Source organism: Mucilaginibacter sediminis, from assembly GCF_051903035.1.
GTDB lineage: Bacteria > Bacteroidota > Bacteroidia > Sphingobacteriales > Sphingobacteriaceae > Mucilaginibacter.
In genome coordinates, this window is sequence record NZ_CP170602.1 from 4,759,254 (window position 1) to 4,782,970 (window position 23,717).

The following is a 23,717-nucleotide window of genomic DNA, read 5'->3' on the forward strand; positions in this document are numbered from 1 at the left end:
TTTAATTGGTGCAAGGTTTTATACAATTTACAAAAAATTGCAACAAGGCAAATGAAGGAGTCAAGAAATTAGGTTCAAGAATCAAGAAAGACAAAAACAATGATCAATTGTGATACTTGGTTTCAATCAGGAAAAGACATGTAAGCCGATAGCCCGTATGTTTAGGGCCCTTCTACTGTCTTTGTCTTAACTCTTGATTCTTGACTCTTGATTCTCTTCCAAGGTCTGAATACTTCTTTTTGTAGCTCTTTTTGATCTTCTTTTTTATGAAAGGGTATTTTTTTAAGCCAAAGCTTCAAAGCCTGCCAATGTATAAGCGTAATTACTTTTAGGGTGATGAGCGGGAAGCTGATAAAATAAAGCAACAGGTTGACATCGGTAAGGGGTTTTCTTATTCCTTTTAACGTACTTATAAAAAAACGGTTGCCTTGTTTATCATAATCATCAATTTTTACCTGCAGTTTTTCGCCGGGGATGTGCAGGTCGAAATCAAAATTGGTATCCATATCTATGAACGGCGACACATAAAAATACTTTTCGGTGTTCAGTTTAAACTGATCGCCATGCATGGTACCTGCGCTTAAAAAGTATGGCTTCATCTCCAAAAAGGTATTGCACACCTCCACTATTGAACAGGCTATTTTGCCGTTTTCGTGATAACAAAAATAAAACGATACAGGGTTAAACTGGTAGCCCATAGTGCAAAGGTTAGTAAGCGCCATGATACGGCCTGCACCAATATCCACGCCATTTTGTTGCAGATAAGCGGTAATATGCTGGCGGATATTTTTGGAAGTATCCGGGTTGTCGCGCGGCAACTGCAAATGATCTTTATCCCTGAAATTGAAAAGATTGAACCGGTTACGGCTCATGAGCTTCAGGCTTTTGCTTAGGCTATCAATCTCATCCAGGTCCAGGTAAAACATAAACACCTCGTAGTGAAAGCTATGCTCCTTTGGCGCGAGCCTGTGGTGCATCACTTTTGCCTTGTATAAGCAGGAATTGATAGCGGTGTTTCCCATATATGAATATACGGAATAAATGGGAGGTCGGTTGATGGACATTCCACCTAATAATCAACTTTCGAAAAACTGTCCCGGTAGCCATGTGTAGTAAATACGACCGATTTTAATTTACAGTTCTTGAAAGTATATGTGTGTGTTATTCCGTCAACACATGAGCTAAACTGTATGACCTTGTAGTGATTCTTTAATTCGCCTGGGAAGTAGTCAAAAAACACTCTATAAAACCCTTCAAAATCAATTCCTATTTTTATGTTATTAGAAAAACTGACATCCGCATCATATATCTCTCCTTTGAAAATATCTGTGTGGGTTTCTCCATCAGAATTGTCAAAAAAGAAAATCAGTTTACTTGATGCATGTTTTAATACCCGAAACACAGCCGGGCCGCCGGGCATTTTATAAGTTTTATTAACAATCTTAAAGTTATTCAGAAGACTCGAACTAAATTTTATTTGATCTTTTATTTTTCCAAAAGGCCAGTAAACGTAATCTGCGCAAACAACCAGGTGAATTGTATCGCTTCCGGCTTCCAGTAACGAATTAAACTTAAGCTCTTTTTTAGGAGTGACCCACAGATTGGCTATCTTAAATGAATTTGTAGTATCTACAGGAACAGATTTAGTATTAACAGCCTTATGCGTCGAGTCGCTACATCCCGATAATAATTTAGAAATGGTAATAATGTAAAATATCGACTTCATTATTGATAAGGCATTAAGCAGTTCCTAAAATAGCTATTCAAAACCTTATAAAGTTTATTGAAAATGAAATTTATACCGCCGGCTGTATCACCACACCTCCATCATAAACCGGCCTGCCCAGCAAGTGCGAGCAAAGTTTAACGGCGCTGGTAAAGGCATCCTCGTGGAAGCCGTATTTAAAATAACTGCCGCAAAAATAAACCGGCCCGTCAAGGTTTAGCTTGTACAACTGCTCCTGCGCGTTTATGGCGGGCACGTCAAACAAAGGGTGGTGGTAATCAATTTCGCGGATGATCTTTTTAGGGTCGATGTTATCGTGCGGGTTGATGGACACAAAATAGTTCTTTTTATCAGATACGCCCTGCAGCATGTTCATCCAGTAAATAGTACTGGGATTAAGTTTGCCGTCCTGATTTTGGATGCGGTAATTCCAGCTGGCCCAGGCCAGTTTGGTTTTGGGCATAATGCTTTCGTCGGTATGCAGGGTGGCTTTGTTGTACTGGTATTTAAAGCATGATAGCAGGCTGTGCTCGCGCGGCGTAGGCGTATCCAACAAGGCAAGGGCCTGGTCGCCGTGGGTAGCTATAATCACCCTGTCGAATGTTTCCTGCGAGCCATCGGCTGCATGCACCGTTACCTTTCCATCAGGGGTACGCACAATATTTATGGCTTTGCGGTTTGTATGAATACGATCTTTAAACGGCCTAATCAGGATCTCCCGGTATGATTGACTGCCTTTCTCCAACGTATACCACTGGTGCTGTGTATCCAGCCCTAAAAAGCCATGGTTCTGAAAAAAGCGGATAAGTGTTACCGCCGGAAAATCCAGCATCTGCTCCATCGGGGTGGACCATACCGCCGAGCTCATGGGCACCAAATATTTCCACAACATTTCTTCGCCAAAACCAAACTCTTTTACATACTGGCCTATTGAATAATTGGCATACTTCGGGTCATCAACAATTTTTACGCTTTCTTTATTAAATCTGCCAATCTGCATCAGCATCTTAATGTATTTAATATTGAAGATATTTTTGCGCTGTGCAAACAAGTGGTTAACACTCGACCCCGAATACTCCAGCCCGGTAGGCACATGCTGCACACTGAAGGACATATCCGTTTTTTTAACCGGTGCGCTAATCTCGGCAAACAGGCGGCAAAGGTTGGGGTAAGTATGGTAGTTAAAAACCATAAACCCGGTATCAATATATACGGGCTTACCATCTTCATCTACTGTTACCGTATTGGTATGGCCACCAACATAGTTGTTTTGCTCGTAAAAAGTAAGGTCGCTTTGGGGGTGCAGGAAATGGCCGCAGCCCATGCCGGCAATACCGGTGCCTATAATAGCCGTTTTTAACATGTTATTTTGTTACCGTATTTAAAAAGCGTTCAACTGTATAAGTAGCCAGCTGCCCGCCAGGCCCGTTTAAATTAAAATCGAACCCGTGGGTGGCCCAGGGCAGTTTTAAATAAAAATGCTTGATGCCGTTTTGTTCCAACTTCAGGTTTAACCTGCGGCTATGCTCGGGCGATACCAATACATCGTTTTCGCCGTGGATGATAAGGGTAGGCAAGGCTTGCTTACCCACAAACTCCAGCGGCGAGCAAGCCGCAAATTTTTGCGGTACCTGCTGATAGGTGCCCCCGATGTAATCGCGCATCACTTTACGCGAATCCATGATAAGCCGGCTTGATGGGATGGAATACCCCCAAACCATATCTGCCGGACCATAATAATCAACTACAGCTTTTAAACCGGGTTCATGCAAGGTATAAGCAGCCAGCAAAGCTATCTGCGCCCCGGCCGACCGGCCCAGCAAAATAAAATTATTGGTGTCGACATTCAACTCGTCCGCATGTTCACGCAGGTAAGCAAAAGCGGCATGCACATCCTCTACCGGCGCAGGCGTTTGATATTTGGGAGCCAGGCGATAGTTTATGGCAGCAACATTATAACCGATGGTTGCCAGGTAGCTGTTTAATTCGGGCAGTTGTTTATTATCGCCCTTATTCCATGAACCACCATGTACAACAACTACGCAGGGCCGGTTACCCATTTTTTGCGATGGGAAATAATCCATAGTTAGGTTTAAATCCGGGGAATTTTTGTAGATATAGGTTTTAAAGGCAACCTGCTTGTTTCCCCTGAACATATTAAAAAAACTATAGGGTGGTTGTGTGTTGGCACCATCAATAATAGTGCTACCCGGCCCAAACTCAGCGGTAAAATTCTGCTTAAGATTTGCGGCTACATTATAGGCCCTGATTATTGGTATGGTAAATAAAACAAGTGCCAAAACACCCGTAATTGTTCCGGCCAGCTGGTACTTTGCCGAAAAAAACCCGGACAAAAGCGCGGCTAAACTAAACAGGATAAACATCCAGCAAAACTCTGTGGCGATGATGGATACCATCCAAATCGTATATTCAAAGGCTTTAAAAATAGTGAGTAGGGATATCAGCAATAATATAATGCAAATTACAAAACGGATCATGCTGTTTTTTTATGAAATAAATAGTGACTTACAATCCATTCGTTCCCGTTATTATAGTTCCACAGCTCGGCGCAGGCCATGTAAAATATACGCCAGTACACCCACCATTTCACGGCCTGGTTTTTCCCATAGGTTTGCTCAAACAATGGCATAATTTCGGCTTTGTGTTTATCCATATTGCTTAACCATGCCTCGGCTGTTTTGCCGTAATGGCAGCCGCTTACGTGCCAGTGTTTTTCAACCAGCAGGTGGTCGTTAAAATAAAACATCAGGTCGTCGCTGGGCATAATGCCGCCGGTAAAAAAGTATTTGCTCATCCAGTCGGTTTCGTCAATTACCTCAAACAGGTAAGCATATTCTTTATGGGTAAATATATGAATGAACAGCTTGCCATTAGTGTTTAAAAACGACGCTACTTTGGCCATCAGCAACTGGTAATTACGCATGTGCTCAAACATCTCAACAGATACCACTCTGTCGAATTTATCGGCTATCGTAAAGGTGTTCATATCGGCGGTAAGCACGGTAAGGTTGCTTATTCCTCGCCTATCGGCCTGTTCATCAATATATTTTTTTTGCGTACGGGAATTGGACACCACCGTAAAATTGCTTTGCGGAAATTTAGCTGCCATGTACAAGGATAATGAACCCCAGCCACAACCCAGTTCCAAAACATTCATCCCATTGGCTAACTCAGCCCGCTGGCAGGTTATTTCCAGCATATCATCTTCAGATGTATCAATATCGGTAACGCCGGGTTTCCAGTAACCGCTTGAATATTTTAAGTTTTTGCCCAGACAGTACTGGTAAAATTGGGTTGGCACTTCGTAATGCTGTTCGTTGGCATCGGCCGTATTAACCGCTATAGGCGATGCCTTTAACTGGGCAATTAATGCCATTAAATGCTCCTGCTGAGCCTCTACATCACCTTTATTTTCATCATCAAGGCGCTGCTTTAATAGCTTCCGTATCCCCTGCCTTAAAAGCAGGTCCGGGACTTTGTCTTGTTCAATTAGCTTATCGTACCACATATTTTAGGTTGTACGTTTAACGTGTTAAGTTATACGTTTTTTTGTTGAGTTGATTTTTAGAGGTATACGTTGTACGGTATAACTTGGATTTCGCCCCAGCTATTTTTATTCCGGCAGAATAAAAACCCGACTTTTTTTTCTGATCTTAACATTAATATTTTGCTAAATATTAACCCATTTTGTCCCCACACCCAACTTTGGAGATTCTTGATTCATGTATTTAGCAATGTCGCAATGGTAAAGTAAACTGGCTGAATACTCCTTTATGTCAGAAAAACTCAATCAAAACTTATTTTTTTCGATTAAATAACCTGCTTAAACACCATTGCTTTAAAATACTATTAATCAATTAATTATAAAACACCAAAGGCAATTTCATAACGATTAAATTGTGTTGCTAAGTTTCATTACGCAAAAAATATTTATGCTCCATTGTAACGTAACGGATATTTTACACGTCAATGGCATCACATACGGCAAACGGAGGCGCCCCAGCTGCCGGTTTAACAAATAAATATTTACCATAAAAACGACCGAAAAACGGTCACGAATTAATTTACGAAAATGAAAAGGACACTTTTAACCTTAACCACCCTGCTAATTTTATTTTTTGGTGCCTGCAAAAAAGACAACAGCAATACTCCCGGCGGTAACACCGGTAACGATACATATCAACCGCTAAGTGCCGGCTCAACCTGGAAATACCGCACCACAACCGTATCTCCAATACCCGGCGATAATACCGAAACACTTGATACTACCGAAAATACGATGACCGCCGAAATCAAAAAAATAGGCACAAAAAATTATCATGTATTAAAATCGGTTGATAACGATGGTACTACCAAAACTTATCTCAATTTTGAAGATCATGTATACAGCACCATCCAGCTCGACGATGAAAGCGACAAACAGTTTGACCTTCCTTACCTTAACGACAATGTTGCCGCCGGCACAAGCTGGACAACCGCCCTTGATTTAAGCGACGCCGAAAATCAAATTGACGCCCGTTTAAAAACCACCATCGCCGAAAAAGGCATCTCGCGCGTTATCCTGGGAAAAAGCTATACAAACCTAATTCACAGCAACGTGGAGTTGCAGGTTAAAATTAACGGCACATACACAACACAGTTTACCCAGGAGTTTTACGTAGCTAAAGGCATTGGCGTAGTTGCAATTTATGCCAATACCGGCGGCAAGGTGATTTTAAAATCAGAGATTTTTAGCTACAAAATAAAATAGTTAAACCACTGTGCCTTGTTAAGGTACGTTTGCAGATTTCCATTTTACCTGTGAAAATCATTTCTTAACGTTAAACTTGACATCTGAGGGTGGCCGGCATAAAGCAACGCCACCCTCTTTTATTCGACATCCGAGTTTCGTTTTAAAGCGCCATTTATATACCTGCCCGTTTATCTAAAAACCAAACAAAATCGCGCTTAACATGCGCATTTTCAAAATGATAAGTTTATATTAGCAATCACTAATTAATGCCCTAAATTGATTTCACTTATTTGCAGGTTTGCGCTTGCGCTACTTTTTGTTATCCTAACCACAACTGCCATTCGTGCACAAACCAGGATGAGTTTAGAGGATTCGTTAAAAACCCAAAGTGACGCCAATGGTCTTTTAAACTCCTTTTTCAGCAGTAAAAAACCGGCTACCGCAGATACCAGCCTCCAGGAAAAAAACTTTTTTTGGGCGGTATTACCCTCCGCAGCCTACAACCCAAGTGTGGGCTTTGCCATAGGCGCAACATCGGCCGCCGGCAAATATTTTGGCGATAGGCGTAATACCATATTATCAGTCATGAATGCAGGGGCTTATATATCCACAAACGGCCTCTCCACACTTGAATTTAAACACAACGCCTTTACTTCAAAAAATATCTGGAACCTGCAGGGCACCCTTCAGGTAGGCAAAACCATAGCTAAAGATAATGGCCTGGGCACCGGGCGGCGTAGTGTTGGCGACGGCCCTTTTCATATGGGCGATCAGCACTTTGGCGATAACCCTAACGAGTTTCCTATCAGGTATACTTACTTAAAAATAAACGAACGTATTTACCGGAAAATAACCGACCATATTTATGTGGGCGCCGGCCTTAGCTTTAACTTTTATAACAACATCGACGACAACCGCAAAAACATCCCCGTTGAAGAAACGCACAACTACAGGTATAGTATCCGCAAAGGGTATTACCCGTTTAAATACAATGCCAATGGTGTACTGTTAAATTTTCAGTATAACAGCCGCGATCAGCCCAACCGGGCGTTTAAAGGTGTTTATGCCGATATAATTTTGCGTACCAACCAGGGCTGGCTGGGCAGCAACCATAATGCCGTGCAACTAAAAACCGAGTTCAGGAAATACTGGAGCCTGAGCGATACCGACCCGGAAAACGTGCTGGCCTTTTGGCACTGGGCCAACTACCTTCTAAGCGGATCGTTACCTTACCTTGAATTGCCCGGCACCGCAAGCGATGCCTACGGCCGCATTGGCAGGGCATTTATAATAGGCCGGTTTAAAGGTCCATCTTTTGTTTACAACGAGGCCGAATATCGTTTTCCGCTAACTAAAAACAAACTGCTAAGCGGCGTTACTTTTGTAAATATCGAATCGGCCAATAATCAGCGGGATATTAAATTATTCAGGTATTGGGAACCCGGCGCGGGTTTTGGGTTAAGGTTGCTGTTTAACAAATACACCCGATCAAACATGTGTTTTGATTATGCCCGCGGCAGCTATGGCTCCAATGGCTTTTTTTTAGGGCTTAACGAAGTATTTTAGATACTTTATCTACACATAAGCCAGCCCTGGTAACTATAAATAACAAATGGTTTCATTTTTGCGAGGGTAACGCGAACAGTTTTAACCTTAATAAAATGCGCGTTCCATTTACACCCGAGCTGCTTGGTAACCTGATAGAAAAAGGATACGGTTATCTTTTAGTAAATATTAACAGTCAGCTTACCGATGAAGCTGTTACCATTACCATGATGCCGGTAAAACAAAAACCGGCGTTAAACAACCTGCCCGATGGTTACGAAACCTTTTATAAAATTACCCGCGAACCAATGCAATTGGCCTGTGGCGTAGATAGCAGCAACATTTTTATTGAATATCATACTATTGATAATACAATTACCCAGGACGAATTATTTGACGACCGTTATTTTAGGATGAGTGAAGATTTTTTCAGGCAGGTATTGGAAAGCCTGGAAGATTACGCGGTAATTACTACCGATACCAATGGCGACATTAACAGCTGGAATACTGGCGCCGAAAAGGTTTTAGGCTATAAAGAACAGGAGATTTTAGGCAAATGCGCCGATGTGTTTTTTACCCCCGAAGACGTGGCAGCCGGCGTACCGGAACAGGAATTAAAAACAGCACTGAAAGATGGCCGCGCCATTGACGAACGCTATCATATGCGTAAAAATGGCACCCGTTTTTGGGGCAGCGGACTGGTATTTCCGTTATATGATGATCAGCATAAGCATCGCGGATATACGAAAATCATGCGCAACCTGCGTGAACGGGAACAAGCACAGGAACAAAAAGTTCCCGAATAAAAAAGGGGCACAAATTGCGCCCCTTTTTTAATATCTTATGATCTATCTAACCGGGATTACAATGAATCTGTTGAAGTGAGACCGCCTTGTTGTAGGGTGTGCTCTTTATTAAGTAGCGGAGAACCCTTGGTAAAGATACCCATGATGAACAACGCGCCACCAAAAAGTACCTGCGGAATCCAGATTGTTGAATGAAAATCATACACCCATGGCGAGCACATTAAAAACGAACCCATAATTACGTCGTTTACATTATGCATGCTCATCGGGAATACTTTTAAAAAGCCCAGTTTGTTATTAGCAAAAATAGCCATGATCAATTGCAACCATCCTATAATTAATGGTAAAAATAAAGCCGCGCCACCAATGTGCAAGGTATCAAATGTCCACAGTGTCGAAATTAGTAAAAGGGCAATTACATAATTTAAAACTGCATAAGTAGTTGTAGGAATGAAGCTTTTCATTGTTGTAGCTATTGTTGTGTTGTAATTATATTAATGTACGTATGTTAAAAACCGTTTCAAAGTTAAACATTTATGCAGTTTTTTGATATTTAAAATCTGCTGTAACGTTTTATATTACTTAAAACAAGTACCTTTAATTAATTGCTTTAGTAATTCGATTCAAAGATAAGCGTTTTAAAAAATAAAGCAATTCCTTTTCTTCCTTTAATGGCGGGCAAAAGAAACTCCCGGCTAAATACCATTTCCAATACAAATTAAACCAGGCTGCCAAATTTGCTGGCCTATTATTAACATCTATAAAAACAGAATCATCATGAGCAAGGACAGACAAGCCGTAAAAGAAAAAAAGAAACCTGCCGCCGAAGGCAGTAAAAAAGCACGATCTGATTATCAATCGGGCAAAGCCAATGTGGTAAAACCCATTAATGCCGATAAGAAAAAGTAGTTTTTCGGGTGAGAGGGTTTTCGCACGATAGATTTCCTTCGTCCCTCGCATCCGTTAACAAATTGAAAATTCTAAACTTACGAAGTTTTAAAAACTTCGTAAGTTTCACCCACATGCTATGCCTTCTTCATAGTCCCGGGGTTTTATGAATCAGTAATCTCATCAACACCAGTTCGATCCCCGCGCTAATTTTTACTTCCGCTCCCCCTGCAATGTTGCCGCCATTTGCAATGCTTTATAGGCGTTTACAATGCCGCCGGTTTTGCTTAGGGTTGTAAAATCAACCTTATCTGTTTTGCTGCCGGGTTTGTAAACCATAGTGCCGGTAAGCGGGGTGGCTGATGCCAGGATCACCTGTTTTAGTTGTTTGGCACTCAAATTAGGATAATACTCCAGCAAAAGAGCTGCGATGCCTGATGTTATAGGTGCCGAAAAACTGGTGCCGTCCTCGGTGTTAAACTCCGCATCGGTATCAACAGTGGTAACCTTTACACCGGGGGCAAAAACATCTACCATTTTTTTGCCGTAGTTGCTAAAGTCGCCGGCCAGGTGATCGCCCAATTTTGCTGATGAAGCGCCTACGTTGATCAGGTTATCTGCATCTGTGGATGAACCATCGGCAAATAAATCATTCGGATAATCGGGGTTCTTATCCATATCGTCGTTATCATTCCCGGCAGCCAGTACCAGCAGGACATCTTTTGAGGCGGCGTATTTAAACGCATCATCAACCCATTGCTTATGCGGCGATAGTTTTTTGCCAAAGCTCATGTTAATGATTTTGGCCCCATTATCAACCGCGTAGCGGATGGCGTTGGCAACATCTTTATCGTATTCATCGCCATTGGGCACCGTTTTAACGGCCATAATGCGCACATTATCGGCTACCCCGTTTATTCCATAACCATTATTGCGTACCGCGCCAATAAGCCCGGCCACGCCTGTACCGTGCGATGCATCGGCAAATTTTAACAGGTTATTACCGTAAGGCTTATGGTCCATGCTATCCACATTGTCGCCAACAATTCGTTTACGGGCTTCCAGGTCGGGTGCAAGGTCATTGTTCAGTTTGGCCAGGTATTCGCTCAAATCTTTAATAATTTCGGCATTGGTTTTATTACCGCCTTCCTGTGAAAATATGGTTGTCCAAACATATTTACTTTGGCTCAAAGTATCGTTGGCGGTTTTCATGTTCACCAAATCCGCTTCCCTAAAAGTGCCGCTTGCCCCTATTTTAAGCGCCTGTTTAATATATCCGCTGGTTGCCATCAGCGCGTTCATAATAGGCTGCAGCTGCGCGGTTTCGGTAGTGGCTTTGTTTAGGGTTGTATCATAAACAGTTTTAACGCGCTGCCAATAAGCAAATTCCTTTTTGTTGGTAGCGGTGCTATCGGCAACATTTGCGTACTTGCCTTTAAGCTTATTGTACTCGCGCACCTCCTCGGTAGTTTCGTTAAAGTCTGCTTTTCCCCCGGCGCCGCCCAAAAAATTCCAGCCATGTATATCATCCACATAGCCGTTATGGTCATCATCAATGCCATTGCCCGGAATTTCTTTTTTATTTACCCATAAAATACTTTTAAGGTCTTTTTGCAGGGTGTCAATACCGCTATCTAATGTAGCCACCACCACTGTTTTACTTTGCTTGCCTTTTACAAAAAGATAAGCTTGTTTTAAGCTGACGCCAAAGTAGCCATCCGTTTTAAGATCCATCAGGTGCCAGAACTTTGGCGGTTCGGGATCGGACTTTTTCACGGCCTCCTGGGCCGATACCGATACGGTTATTGTTAGTGACGAAAATAAAAGACCGCTTAAAATAAATGAACGAAAGTTGAACATGTACAAGTATTAGAAAATAATAAAAATTAGAGGTCGAATTTGATCCCCTGGGCTAAAGGCAACGTTTTTGAATAATTAATAGTATTGGTTTGCCTCCTCATGTAAACTTTCCATGCATCAGATCCCGATTCGCGGCCGCCGCCGGTTTCTTTTTCGCCGCCAAAGGCGCCGCCAATTTCGGCACCCGATGTACCAATGTTTACGTTGGCAATTCCACAATCAGAACCAGCATAGGATAAAAATTGTTCTGCCTCGCGTAAATTATTGGTCATAATGGCCGATGATAAGCCTTGCGGCACCCCATTTTGCAATTCAACAGCCTCCCCGATGGTTGAATATTTAATCAGGTATAATATTGGGGCAAAGGTTTCGTGCTGTACAATTTTGTAGTGGTTTTCTACCTCGGCAATACAAGGTTTTACGTAGCAGCCCGAAGCATAGGCATCGCCCTCCAGCCTGCCGCCTTCTACCACAAAATTACCGCCTTCGGCTTTACATTTCTCAATCGAATCAAGGTAAAGCGCAACAGCATCGGTATCAATAAGTGGCCCCATGTGGTTATGCTCATCCAGCGGGTTGCCAATACGTATCTGGCCATAAGCGCTTACCAGTTTTTGTTTAAAGGCATCGTAAACACTTTCGTGGATGATGAGCCTTCGGGTACTGGTACAACGCTGCCCGGCGGTGCCAACCGCGCCAAAAACTGCACCAATTAATGACATATCCAGGTCGGCATTTTCGGTAATGATGATAGAGTTATTGCCACCAAGTTCCAGCAGGCTTTTGCCCAGCCGCGCGCCAACTGCCGCGCCAACAGCTTTACCCATGCGGGTTGATCCGGTGGCCGATACCAGCGGGATGCGGGTGTCATTGGCCATCAATTCTCCAATGTTGCGGTCGCCGTTAATTAAATTCAAAACGCCATCGGCTATGTTGTTTCTTTTTAAAACCTCCTGCGCTATGTGCTGGCAGGCAATAGCGGTTAAAGGTGTTTTTTCAGATGGCTTCCATATACTTACATCGCCGCAAACCATAGCCAGCAGCGAGTTCCAGCTCCAAACGGCTACCGGGAAGTTAAAGGCCGATATAATGCCTACAATACCCAGCGGGTGGTACTGCTCATACATGCGGTGTTCAGGCCTTTCGCTGTGCATGGTTAAGCCGTACAACTGACGGCTCAGGCCTACGGCAAAATCGGCAATATCAATCATTTCCTGCACTTCGCCCAGGCCCTCCTGCAGGCTTTTACCCATCTCGTAAGATACCAGGGTACCCAGGTCCTGTTTATTAGCGCGCAGGGCCTCGCCTATCTGGCGCACAATCTCGCCGCGTTTGGGCGCCGGCGTTGTACGCCATGTTTTAAACGCTGCGGCAGCTTGCTCAACTACCTGGTTATAATCGGCTTCGGTAGCAAATTTAACCGAAGCTATTTTTTGGCCGTCAACCGGCGATGTAATATTTTTTATTGCTGCACCGGTGCTGCTGCCCCAGTTGCTGCCTGTACTAAAAGCATCATTTACATCGTTTATATGTAAACGTTTTAGAATGTCTGTTATATCAAGGCCCATAATTGTTACTTTTGCCAAAGGTAGAAATCTTTGAAGCAATTTTTTGAATTGCGGGTTTATAATGATTACTGTTAATTATCAATGCTTTGTAATTAACGGTTGTTAACAATGTTTGAATGTTGAAAACTTATTTGCAAATTGGTTGCTTACTTATTTGTATTTTGACTTCAATAAGTCTTTACAAGACAATTACAATTGTTAACCTAAAGCGGATGTTCTGCAAACAAAATTGAATGGAAGAAGAATTTGAATTTGGTTTTACTGAAGATCCCAAATTTTCGGTAGAACGGTACGAGGAAATGATTCGAAATCAAGACCAGTACTTTTTTGATGCCCAGGCGTTTGAGAACATTATCGACTATTACATCGAAAAGAATGATCCGGCCAGGGCGCTACAGGTAGCAGAGTATGCGCGCAATCAGCACCCTTTTGCAGCAGTATTTTTAATTAAGCAGGCCCAGTTGCTGGTAGTAGGCAATAAGGTGCCCGAAGCTTTTGCCGCGCTTGAAAAAGCAGCCATGCTGGAGGCCTCTGATGCCGATATTTACATTATTCGCGGTAACCTGTACGAGAGTATGGAGCGCTTTAGCGAGGCCCTGGAGAATTACGAAAAAGCCCTTGGCCTGGCCGAAGAAACCGACGAAATACTGCTACACATAGCCTACGTTTACCAAAACATGGGCGATTATGACACCGCCATAAGTTATCTTAAGCTTTGCCTTAAGCAAAATATGGAAAACCAGGATGCCCTTTACGAACTGGCTTTTTGCTACGATGTAATGGACAACCAGCAGGAAAGCGTGCAGTTTTACCAGCAATACATCGATAACGAGCCTTATAGCTATGCCGCCTGGTACAACCTGGGCAACGCTTATACCAAATTAAGTTTGTTTGAAAAAGCTATTGATGCGTATGACTATGCCATCCTGATTAAGGACAGTTTTGCATCGGCCTACTTTAACAAAGGTAATGCCCTGGTTAACCTGGAAAAATATGCCGAAGCTATTGAAGTGTACCGTCACACCTTTGAGTATGAGCAGCCCAATGCCGATACTTATTGCGCCATAGGCGAATGCTACGAAAAGCTGGAGCAGATGGATGATGCACGGGCTTTTTATAAAAAGTCGGTAAAAATGGACCCTAAACTGGCAGATGCCTGGTTTGGTATCGGGGTTACGCTTGACTTTGAAGAACGCTATTTTGAAGCACTGCACTTTTACAAAAAAGCCCTTGATTTGGATATTGCCAATGCCGACTACTGGTTTGCCATTGCCGATGCCGAATACAAACTGGGCCACATGACCGAAGCTGAGCAGGCTTACGAAAAGGTGGTTGAGCTAAACCCGCTGGATATTGATGCCTGGCTGGATTACTCGTCTATATTGTATGAGCAGCAACGATTGGTTGGCGCTATCGAGATTATATCGCAGGCTATAAAAAACAACCCCGAAGCTGCAGAATTATACTACAGGATGGTTGCCTACCTGTTTGCCAAAGGCGAATACAATGAGGCGCTAAACCACCTGGAAATGGCCCTGACCAGCGACCCGGAAAAGCACTATATTTTATTTGATTATCTGCCTCAATTACAAAAAAACAAAGTGATTGTGGATATTATTAACAGGTATACGAAGTAGGTGCGCAGATATCCGGATTAACTTCGTTGAGGGCTTCGCTGTTTCAGATGTGCAGATGATTGATGATGTGCCGGATTCGGAACAAAAATCAGCAACGAAAAAAGCGGCGTTGATTAGGTAGCGCGGTTGCAATAACAGGCCAAATCCAATGTCCGAAATTCAAAATCATTTTACACAGTGTTAACACATTTGCCATAAATTGCTGTTAAACTTGCGGATAATTATCCCACATCAATGAAGATCGGAATTGTTTGTTACCCAACCTTTGGCGGAAGCGGAGTTGTTGCTACAGAACTTGGTAAAGCCCTTGCAGACCGGGGACACCAGGTACATTTTGTTACCTATAACCAGCCCGCAAGGTTAGACCTTTTTTCCGAAAACCTGTTTTACCACGAGGTATCGGTAAGCAATTATCCGCTGTTTGATTTTCCGCCGTATGAGCTGGCGCTGGCCAGTCGTTTGGTTGATGTGGTACGCCACGAGCAACTCGATATACTGCATGTGCACTACGCTATTCCGCACGCATCGGCTGCGTTTATGGCCAAACAAATCCTGGCCACTTATGGCATTTACATACCCGTAGTTACAACACTGCACGGTACCGATATTACGCTGGTTGGCAAAGACCGTACTTTTAAACCGGTGGTTACCTTCTCTATCAACAAGTCTGACGGAGTAACAGCCGTATCGCAAAACCTGAGAGAGGACACTTATCAGTTTTTTGAGATAGAGAATGATATTAAAGTGATCCCAAACTTTATCGACCTAAACCGTTTTAGTCTTAAAGCAAAAGACCACTTTAAAAAGGCAATAGCCCCTTCGGGCGAAAAGATACTGGTGCATACCTCCAACTTCCGCAAGGTAAAGCGCACCGAAGATGTGGTGAAAATATTTGCCCAGGTGGTTAAAACCATCCCCTCAAAATTGCTCATGGTGGGCGATGGTCCCGAACGTTCGGGCTGCGAGCAGTTATGCCGCGATCTGGGTGTTACCGATAATGTACGCTTTTTAGGCAAGCAGGATGCCATTGAGGAAATTCTATCTGTAGCTGATTTATTCCTGATGCCGTCACAATCCGAGAGTTTTGGTTTGGCAGCACTGGAGGCCATGGCATGTAAGGTGCCGGTTATCAGCAGTAACGCCGGCGGTTTACCGGAGTTGAATGTTGACGGCGAAACCGGCTTTTTGAACAATGTAGGCGACGTAGACGGTATGGCCGAACGGGCGATATACATCCTGGAAGATGAAACCCGCCTGGAAACCTTTAAAAACAATGCCCTTGCCCGCGCCAAACAATTCGACCTGGCCACCATACTCCCGCTTTATGAAAATTACTACATTGAAGTGGTAGAACGCTGCAAGGATAAGGCGATATAAAGAGCTTCCTCACCCAACCCTCTCCAATGGAGAGGGCTTTGCACCACTATTGCGCAATTATAGCAACTGGGTATACCGATCTACATCCAAAACGGCCCAGCCCCCAATAAAGTTAATATGCACACCTGAAACGGCGAAGCCCTCAACGAAGTTAATCTGCACATTTAACGCAGCTTTGTAACAATCCTCACATCCCCCAATAATCTGTATATCCGCGCATTTGAAATTTGCACATTTATTGCAACTTTGCAAAAACACTATTAACGATGAAAAAAGGACTTAAAATTGCTATTGGTGCCGATCATGCCGGCTTTGATTATAAACAAGCTTTATCCGCCGATATTCCGGCTGATCAGTTAAAAGATTTTGGCACCTATTCCAATACCTCTGTTGATTACCCCGATTTTGCCCATCCCGTAGCGTCGGCAGTTGAAAGTGGCGAATGCGATTTGGGGATCCTGGTTTGCGGCAGCGCCAACGGCGTAGCCATTACAGCCAACAAACACCAGGGCATCCGAGCCGCCATCTGCTGGAACGAAGAACTTGCTGTTTTGGCCCGTAGCCACAATAACGCCAACATTGTATGTATCCCCGCCCGCTTCATCAGCATTGATGAGGCTAAAAAAATTATTGAAGCATTTTTCACCACCGAATTTGAAGGCGGCCGCCACGCTACCAGGGTAGGGAAAATTTCCTGCTAATTTTATGTGAAAGGGGAAATTAGGCGAAAGGGTAAAGGTAAAAGGCGAAAGGCAGAAAACGCCCTGGGCTACAACTCGATACTTTCATTCCTGTGCAGCAATCTTGATACTCGATACTTGCTACTTGATACTAAAAAGCAGCAGCAGTCTTGCTACTTGATACTCGCTACTTGATACTAAAAGAAACTGACTTAATTAATTACTATACATGAAAAAAGTAACATTACTGGCGTTTTCCGCAGCGATTGCGGTAAGCGCCTGTGCGCAGCAAAACCCTACTGCCATGAAGTACGGGAAGCTGATTACGGCCGAGGACGCCAAAAAACACTTAAGTATCCTGGCATCCGACGAATTTGAAGGCCGGGAAACCGGCAAGCCTGGTGCCGAGAAAGCCGCAAACTACATAGCCGGCGAATTTAAAAAATTAGGATTGCAGGCCCCGGTAAACGGATCGTATTTCTTTAACGTACCACTTGTACAAAGCGCGCTAAAAGTATCGGCATTTGCTGTTAATGGCAAACCATTTGTTTTAGGGCAGGATTTTATACCTAACGGCACTGTGCCCGATAAAAATGTAAGCGGCAGCGAAGTAGTATTTGTAGGCTTCGGCACAGAAAGCGAAATTGGATCAACCGATCTTGCAGGCAAAGTTGTGTTGTGGATAAACGAGGACAAACCCGAAGAAGGTAAAACACCAAATGTGGCCGTGCGCATGACTACCGCCCGTTTAAAAGTGTTTGCCAACCTGCAAAGCAAAAAACCCGCGATTATTTTGGCCGCCAACGGCGATTTAACTGCTTTACTTAAACGTTTTGGCAGAAGCATCGCAAGCCCGCGTTTAACTATTAAAGAAGACGCAGCCAAAGCCAACGCCGGTGTACCTGTTTTTCATGTAACTACAGCGATAGCTGATGAATTGGTAAAATCAACAGGAAAAACTTACGGCGATTTAAAAACCGCAGCAGCCACTACACCTGTTGTAACCGCAAAGGCCGATTTTACAGCCAATTTTTCGAATGAGCGCACCGATGTTAAAGCCGTTGACGTTGTAGGGTTTATGCCAGGCACCGATTTAAAAGATGAAGTGCTGGTATTTTCGGCTCATTATGACCACATTGGATTAGAAACTGATCCAAATGCTAAAGACAAGGTAAATAATGGTGCTGATGACGATGGGTCGGGCACTACAGGCATTCTCGAAATTGCAAGGGCGTTTTCGAAAGCTAAAAAGGATGGCCATGGCCCACGCCGCAGTGTTTTATTTTTAGGTAATGTTGGTGAAGAGAAAGGTCTTTTAGGCTCTGAATACTATACCGATCATCCTATTTATCCGTTGACCAATACTATTACCGATTTAAATGTTGATATGATTGGCCGCGTAGGCGAAGAGTACATCGGCAAACCCGATTCTGCAAATTACGTATATTCTATCGGCTCGGCTATGTTGAGCAAGGAGTTGCACGATATTAGCGAAAAGGCAAACAATACTTATACCCATCTGAAGCTGGATTATAAATATGATGATCCTAATGATCCTAACCGTTTTTACTACCGCAGCGATCATTACAACTTTGCAAAACATGGTGTGCCAATCATTTTCTATTTCAACGGCGTACATGCTGATTATCATCAACCAGGCGATGAAGTAAGCAAAATTAACTTCCCGTTACTGGCAAAACGCGCGCAATTGGTATTTTACACAGGTTGGGACTTAGCCAATCGTGATAAAAAACCAGTTGTTGATGGGGCTAAATAGTGAATGGTGAGTGGTTGATTGGGTTGAAAAACCACTATTCAAAACAAAACGAGGCGCAAATTTGTGCCTCGTTTTGTTTTAACGGAAAATTTCCTTTACAAATTCCCGGTTAACCTATTCAACTCAATCAACTTATTCAACCCAATAAACCAACTTCACCCAAAAATCCCTAAATTCGCATATATGGGAAGCACTGCCGAGGAATTTTTGGTTGCATCTGCGGAGAAGGTATTTGATGCAGACCACCGCCGTATTATCAACAACAGCATTGATAAGTACAACGCGGCTGCGGCAAGCGGCATATCGCGCATAGCAAATCTGGATAACGCCAAGAAAAAAGGTCATGTGATCAAGTGGAAGGTGATGGAAAACCTGGACAAGTTTTTGCCCGAGTTTGAAGCCAATTTCCAGCGCAGGGGCGGCAAAGTTATCTGGGCTAATGACGCCGAAGAGGCCAACCGCGAAATCCTGAACATTATTCAAAAGGCAAAAGCCAAAACGGTTGTAAAATCCAAATCGATGGTAACTGAAGAAATTCATCTGAATGAATTTTTGAAAGAAAACCACATCGAATCATTAGAAACCGACCTTGGCGAATACATTGTACAGCTATTAGGGCAAGCGCCTTACCATATTGTTACCCCGGCAATGCACCTGAGCAAGGAGGATATTGCCAAGCTATTCAATCAGCATTTTGGTACTCCTTTAGATGCCACAGCCGAGGAGCTAACCCTCAAAGCACGGGAATTACTGCGGGACAAATACCTGCTGGCCGATGTTGGCATAACCGGCGCCAACTTCCTGCTGGCCGACACCGGCAGTGTAGCCATCAGCGAAAACGAGGGAAATGCCCGTTTATGTACCACATTCCCGAAAATTCATATTGCGGTAGTGGGTATAGAAAAAGTTATCCCCTCGATAACCGATCTTGACTTATTTTGGCCAATGCTGTCAACGCACGGCACCGGGCAAAACCTTACCGTTTACAATACCATATTAAACGGCCCGCGCCAGGCTAATGAAACCGATGGACCCGAAGAAATGTACGTGGTACTGCTTGATAACGGCCGCACCAACCTGCTGGCCCAAAAAGAGCAACGCCAGGGCCTATATTGCATCCGGTGTGGGGCCTGCCTTAATGTATGCCCGGTTTATCAGAATGTTGGTGGCCACACTTACAATACTACTTACAGTGGCCCTATTGGCGCTATTATAACGCCGCATACCGACGGCATGGAGGAGTTTAAACACTTAAGCTACGCATCAAGCCTTTGCGGCCGCTGCACCGAGGTTTGCCCTGTTAAGATAGATATTCACAAAATGCTGCTGCTTAACCGCCGCGACGCGGTTAACGGGGGCCTGGTAACCACCAAAGAACGCTGGGGCTGGGCCATCTGGAAAAAAGGAATGCTAAAACGCAGCCTCACCGATTTTTTTGGCGGTAAAATGAAAAACTTCTTCCTTCGTTTTTTCTTTAAAAGCACCTGGGGGCATTTAAGGGAAATGCCCGAAGTTACCGAAAAATCGTTCACCAGGCAATGGCAGGAAAAACACCAGGGCGAAGAGTAAGTTATTTACTGCCTGTTTTTTTAATGTTATAAAATCGCTATCGCCCTCAGCTCTTCCGACAACTCTTCTGCTGATTTAAAATGAATGGACTTTATGCCCATCTTTTCGGCGGCAACAACGTTGCGGTAGTTGTCGTCGATAAATACAGCTTCGGCGGGGTTAACGTTATATCTATCGAGCAATATCTGGAAAAACTCAGGTGCCGGCTTACGCATTTTTTCGGTACCGGATACCACTACACCGTCAAACCAGTTTAAAAAATCAAACCGGGCCTGCGCAAATGGAAATGTCTCCGCCGACCAATTGGTGAGCGCATAGATCTTATATTTACTACTCTCCTTTAACTGTTTAAAAATCTCGACGGTGCCATGAAAAGGTTCACCCAGCATTTCTATCCACCGGCCATAAAACGCCCTGATATTGGCCTCATGCTCCGGAAACCGGGCTACCAGCAAATCGGTACCCTCTTGTAACGAGCGGCCGGCATCCTGTTCTTCGTTCCAGTCGGAAGTACAAACATTGGCCAGAAAATCGTGCATTTCCTGCTCGTCGTCAAATATGGTTTTGTAAACGTAGTGCGGGTTCCAGTCTATCAAAACTGCGCCAAGGTCGAATATGATGGTGTTGATCATTTCTTATCAGTATGCTCGTAAATTTTTGCATCGGTTACCACTGAATCTTTAAGGGATAGGACAAGCTGTTTAACATAGTGTGGTTTTCCGGGCTTCCTTAGTTCCTCAATTTCGTAAATCATCTGGCTTTTATTGCTTTGCTGCGGGCGGTGCAACAGGTGGATCACCTCCTGGTATTTTAACCCTTTGAGTTTGTAATTTTGCAGTAAATCGTCAACCATACCATCGCGGTAGCTAAATGTAAGGCCATCGCCGTCGTTCCAGTCGTCCCGGTTAAATTTAGAATGACTTTTACAGGCCGCAAACGACAGCGTAATCAAACAAAAAAGAATGATGTTTTTTTTGTTGCGCATTGAAGTAATTTTCACAGATCAAATATAACTACGAATAGTAAAATTGACGAATGAATAACAAGACTTCCGAAGTTTATAGCATCGGAAGTCTAAGCGCTTATTATTTAGCGTTCAGCAAATAGCCTTTAAAATCTTCGAAGTCTTTACTTATCGCTATGGCCAGTTTGGTTTTTGATTCCAATTCTTTTACCTGAGTGGGCACATCAATTTTAGCAGTTATTTCGGCGCTAAAAACATCGGGAAATTTGCATGGGTGAGCGGTTGATAAAAATACGCCTGCGGTATCTGCACTGGCGTGATCATGCTGATAATCTGTCAAGGCCTGCCAGGCAATAGCGGTATGCGGACAAACCACATAATTATAAGTATCAAATACCCAATTGATGGCTTTTATGGTTTCCTCATCGTTGTAAGTGAAGCCAATCACCAATTTCTTCAGCTCATCCATATCTGTTTTAAACAGATCGGCAATGCGCACCCAATTGCTTGGGTTGCCCACGTCCATGGCATTTGACAAGGTTGCCACCGATGGTTTTGGCTGATAAATGCCTGTTTTTAAAAATTCGGGCACGGTATCATTAGCGTTCGTAGCTGCAATAAACTTTTCAACAGGTAAGCCCATTTTCCAGGCTAACAAACCGGCACCGATATTGCCAAAGTTTCCACTGGGTACTGAGAAGATTACTTTTTTAACACCCTGCCTTAGCAACTGCGCGTAAGCGTTAAAGTAGTAAAAGGTTTGCGGTACCAAACGGGCAATGTTAATAGAGTTGGCCGATGTCAGGCGGAATTTTTCGTTCAGTTCGGCATCGGTAAACGCTTGTTTAACCAAAGCCTGGCAATCATCAAACGTACCATCAACCTCAAGGGCGCGAATGTTTTGCCCGTTTGTGGTTAATTGTTGCTCCTGCACACCGCTTACTTTGCCTTTGGGATAGAGGATAGTAACCCTTGTATTTGGAACGCCTAAAAAGCCCAGGGCAACGGCACCGCCGGTATCGCCGCTTGTTGCAACTAATACATCCAGCTGTTTTTCGCCTTCCTCTAAAAAGTAGCTCATTACACGGCTCATGAAGCGGGCGCCAAAATCTTTAAAGGCCAGTGATGGCCCGTGGAAAAGTTCCAGCACGTGTACGTTATCATCCAGCTTTACAACCGGCGCATCAAAGTTTATAGCGTCATCTATCAAAGCTTTCAAATCATCAGCCGGCATCGCATCGCCTAAAAGATTTTTAGCTACTTCAAAAGCAATTTCGGGCAGGGTATACTTATCCAGGTTATTGATAAAATCGTCGCTCAAACGCGGGATGCTAATGGGCATGTATAAACCTTTATCCTGCGGCATACTGTTAAAAACTGCATCTTTAAAAGATACTTCTGATTGAATATTATTGGTACTGTAGAGTTTCATTTTATTATTTCGGATCTCGGATGTTCGATTTCGGATTTACTCGACTTGCCGATTCTGTTAATTTTTGATTTAGCTGTTTCTTAGGATAACGGATTTTAAGCCCTCTCCTTTGGAGAGGGTTGGGTGAGGCTTTTATCCCAGCACCCTCGGCCCGGCATCATTTATAGTTGATACGTAGCCATTAGAGCCTATTTTTAAACCGGTTAAATGATGCTGCAATTTTTGGGTTATCCGATGCGCTGTATCCTCATCTTTTGTGAAGGCAAAAACAGAGGGGCCAGAGCCGGAAATACCGAAGCTAACCGCGCCTAATTCCATCGCCATTTCGCGCATTTTATAAAAATCAGGTATTAGCATGGAACGTACCGGTTCAACCAATACATCCTTCATACTGCGGCCCATCAGGTCAATATCATTCATAAACAAGCCGCTTACCAGCCCTGCAATATTACCCCATTGGGTTACGGCATCCTTCATCTGGATGTTTTTGCGGATTATCTGGCGGGCTTCCCTTGTTGGTACATCTACATCAGGGAATACGATGGCGCACCACAAGCCTGCCGGATGCGGCAATCGCACTACATCCAAAGGTTCGTAACTGCGGATGAGTACAAAACCGCCCAGCAATGCCGGGGCAACATTATCTGCATGGCCATGACCGCAAGCCATCTCTTCGCCCTTCATCGCAAATGGCAGCAATTTAGCCGGATCGCTATCATCGCCTAACAGGGTTTTAATAGCAAACAAACCGGCCACAGTACTGGCCGAGCTTGAACCCAACCCGCTACCTATCGGCATTTTTTTATGCAGTTCGATATCCAATCCAACATCGGTACGGCCAACACTTTGCAAATAATGCTGAACGCTCACACTCACTGTGTTTTTTGCAGGATTCATCGGCAACCTACCGTCATCGCCGGTAATTTTGCTTATAGTGATGCCTGGCTTATTGGTCATCCGCATAATCACTTCGTCACCGGGCTCGTTAACGGCAAAGCCCAGCACATCAAAGCCGCAAACTACGTTGGCAACCGTTGCCGGGGCAAAAACGTGAACGCCCCCCCCGCCCCCTGAAGGGGGTGCCATTTGCAGGGGGCTTTTTAAATCTTGTGTTTTATTATCTTCCATATAAATT

Annotated in this window: 21 protein-coding genes; 9 read left to right on the forward strand and 12 right to left on the reverse strand. The window is 43.8% G+C overall.

What is annotated here, in order from left to right; translation table 11 throughout:
* Positions 1 to 161 precede the first annotated feature (161 nt).
* The 5 genes from ACFGVS_RS19485 to ACFGVS_RS19505 all read right to left on the reverse strand — a co-directional run bounded on the left by ACFGVS_RS19485 (position 162) and on the right by ACFGVS_RS19505 (position 5,255).
* Positions 162 to 1,022, reverse strand: a complete 861-nt coding sequence (locus ACFGVS_RS19485; protein WP_439695231.1) for a DUF1365 domain-containing protein — start codon at positions 1,020 to 1,022, stop codon at positions 162 to 164.
* A 47-nt stretch (positions 1,023 to 1,069) separates the two neighbouring features.
* Positions 1,070 to 1,726, reverse strand: a complete 657-nt coding sequence (locus ACFGVS_RS19490; RefSeq protein WP_439695232.1) for a hypothetical protein — start codon at positions 1,724 to 1,726, stop codon at positions 1,070 to 1,072.
* Between the two features lie 70 nt (positions 1,727 to 1,796).
* Complete coding sequence (locus ACFGVS_RS19495) at positions 1,797 to 3,089, reverse strand: NAD(P)/FAD-dependent oxidoreductase (protein WP_439695233.1); 1,293 nt, start codon at positions 3,087 to 3,089, stop codon at positions 1,797 to 1,799.
* Position 3,090: 1 nt separating this feature from the next.
* Entirely contained in the window at positions 3,091 to 4,224 is a 1,134-nt protein-coding gene (locus ACFGVS_RS19500) for an alpha/beta hydrolase fold domain-containing protein (protein ID WP_439695234.1), read from the reverse strand.
* Complete coding sequence (locus tag ACFGVS_RS19505) at positions 4,221 to 5,255, reverse strand: SAM-dependent methyltransferase (protein ID WP_439695235.1); 1,035 nt, start codon at positions 5,253 to 5,255, stop codon at positions 4,221 to 4,223. Before ACFGVS_RS19505 ends, ACFGVS_RS19500 begins: the two co-directional genes overlap by 4 nt.
* Positions 5,256 to 5,819: 564 nt before the next feature.
* Here ACFGVS_RS19505 and ACFGVS_RS19510 point away from each other — a divergent pair.
* From ACFGVS_RS19510 to ACFGVS_RS19520, 3 genes are all read left to right on the forward strand, one after another.
* Complete coding sequence (locus tag ACFGVS_RS19510) at positions 5,820 to 6,497, forward strand: hypothetical protein (RefSeq protein WP_439695236.1); 678 nt, start codon at positions 5,820 to 5,822, stop codon at positions 6,495 to 6,497.
* A 339-nt stretch (positions 6,498 to 6,836) separates the two neighbouring features.
* Positions 6,837 to 8,045, forward strand: coding sequence for a BamA/TamA family outer membrane protein (locus ACFGVS_RS19515; RefSeq protein ID WP_439695237.1), 1,209 nt, complete (start codon positions 6,837 to 6,839; stop codon positions 8,043 to 8,045).
* Positions 8,046 to 8,140: 95 nt separating this feature from the next.
* Entirely contained in the window at positions 8,141 to 8,830 is a 690-nt protein-coding gene (locus tag ACFGVS_RS19520; protein WP_439695238.1) for a PAS domain-containing protein, read from the forward strand.
* Positions 8,831 to 8,886: 56 nt separating this feature from the next.
* Here the strand turns inward: ACFGVS_RS19520 and ACFGVS_RS19525 are convergent, their stop codons facing one another.
* Positions 8,887 to 9,294 carry an SPW repeat domain-containing protein gene (locus tag ACFGVS_RS19525; protein WP_090638272.1) on the reverse strand — a complete coding sequence of 136 codons (408 nt, stop codon included), beginning with the start codon at positions 9,292 to 9,294 and terminating at the stop codon, positions 8,887 to 8,889.
* A gap of 313 nt (positions 9,295 to 9,607) precedes the next feature.
* Here ACFGVS_RS19525 and ACFGVS_RS19530 point away from each other — a divergent pair, with 313 nt between their 5' ends.
* Positions 9,608 to 9,739 carry a hypothetical protein gene (locus tag ACFGVS_RS19530; protein WP_439695239.1) on the forward strand — a complete coding sequence of 44 codons (132 nt, stop codon included), beginning with the start codon at positions 9,608 to 9,610 and terminating at the stop codon, positions 9,737 to 9,739.
* Positions 9,740 to 9,931: 192 nt separating this feature from the next.
* On the opposite strand, the gene ACFGVS_RS19535 is transcribed toward ACFGVS_RS19530, so the two are convergent.
* Positions 9,932 to 11,578, reverse strand: a complete 1,647-nt coding sequence (locus ACFGVS_RS19535) for a S8 family serine peptidase (protein WP_439695240.1) — start codon at positions 11,576 to 11,578, stop codon at positions 9,932 to 9,934.
* 26 nt (positions 11,579 to 11,604) lie between these two features.
* Positions 11,605 to 13,146: an L-piperidine-6-carboxylate dehydrogenase gene (gene amaB / locus ACFGVS_RS19540; RefSeq protein WP_439699253.1), complete on the reverse strand. Its 1,542-nt coding sequence runs from the start codon at positions 13,144 to 13,146 to the stop codon at positions 11,605 to 11,607.
* A gap of 233 nt (positions 13,147 to 13,379) precedes the next feature.
* Here amaB and ACFGVS_RS19545 point away from each other — a divergent pair, with 233 nt between their 5' ends.
* The 5 genes from ACFGVS_RS19545 (at position 13,380) to ACFGVS_RS19565 (ending at position 20,186) form a co-directional block, all read left to right on the forward strand.
* Positions 13,380 to 14,783: a tetratricopeptide repeat protein gene (locus ACFGVS_RS19545; RefSeq protein WP_090638257.1), complete on the forward strand. Its 1,404-nt coding sequence runs from the start codon at positions 13,380 to 13,382 to the stop codon at positions 14,781 to 14,783.
* Positions 14,784 to 15,017: 234 nt separating this feature from the next.
* Positions 15,018 to 16,160, forward strand: coding sequence for an N-acetyl-alpha-D-glucosaminyl L-malate synthase BshA (gene bshA / locus ACFGVS_RS19550; protein ID WP_274210749.1), 1,143 nt, complete (start codon positions 15,018 to 15,020; stop codon positions 16,158 to 16,160).
* 266 nt (positions 16,161 to 16,426) lie between these two features.
* Complete coding sequence (gene rpiB / locus ACFGVS_RS19555) at positions 16,427 to 16,861, forward strand: ribose 5-phosphate isomerase B (RefSeq protein ID WP_439695241.1); 435 nt, start codon at positions 16,427 to 16,429, stop codon at positions 16,859 to 16,861.
* A 208-nt stretch (positions 16,862 to 17,069) separates the two neighbouring features.
* Positions 17,070 to 18,617, forward strand: a complete 1,548-nt coding sequence (locus ACFGVS_RS19560) for a M28 family peptidase (RefSeq protein ID WP_439695242.1) — start codon at positions 17,070 to 17,072, stop codon at positions 18,615 to 18,617.
* A 183-nt stretch (positions 18,618 to 18,800) separates the two neighbouring features.
* Entirely contained in the window at positions 18,801 to 20,186 is a 1,386-nt protein-coding gene (locus tag ACFGVS_RS19565; RefSeq protein WP_439695243.1) for a LutB/LldF family L-lactate oxidation iron-sulfur protein, read from the forward strand.
* 26 nt (positions 20,187 to 20,212) lie between these two features.
* Here ACFGVS_RS19565 and ACFGVS_RS19570 read toward each other — a convergent pair whose 3' ends face one another.
* The 4 genes from ACFGVS_RS19570 to ACFGVS_RS19585 all read right to left on the reverse strand — a co-directional run bounded on the left by ACFGVS_RS19570 (position 20,213) and on the right by ACFGVS_RS19585 (position 23,668).
* On the reverse strand, positions 20,213 to 20,818 hold the full coding sequence (locus ACFGVS_RS19570; protein WP_439695244.1) for an HAD family hydrolase: 606 nt from the start codon (positions 20,816 to 20,818) through the stop codon (positions 20,213 to 20,215).
* Positions 20,815 to 21,171, reverse strand: a complete 357-nt coding sequence (locus ACFGVS_RS19575; RefSeq protein WP_090638224.1) for a hypothetical protein — start codon at positions 21,169 to 21,171, stop codon at positions 20,815 to 20,817. Before ACFGVS_RS19575 ends, ACFGVS_RS19570 begins: the two co-directional genes overlap by 4 nt.
* Positions 21,172 to 21,271: 100 nt before the next feature.
* The gene (gene thrC / locus ACFGVS_RS19580) at positions 21,272 to 22,582 is read right to left on the reverse strand and encodes a threonine synthase (RefSeq protein WP_439695245.1); all 1,311 of its coding nucleotides are present in this window, start codon (positions 22,580 to 22,582) and stop codon (positions 21,272 to 21,274) included.
* Between the two features lie 132 nt (positions 22,583 to 22,714).
* A complete protein-coding gene (locus tag ACFGVS_RS19585) occupies positions 22,715 to 23,668 on the reverse strand; it encodes a homoserine kinase (RefSeq protein ID WP_439699254.1) in 954 nt (317 codons plus the stop codon).
* Between the last annotated feature and the right edge of the window lie 49 nt (positions 23,669 to 23,717).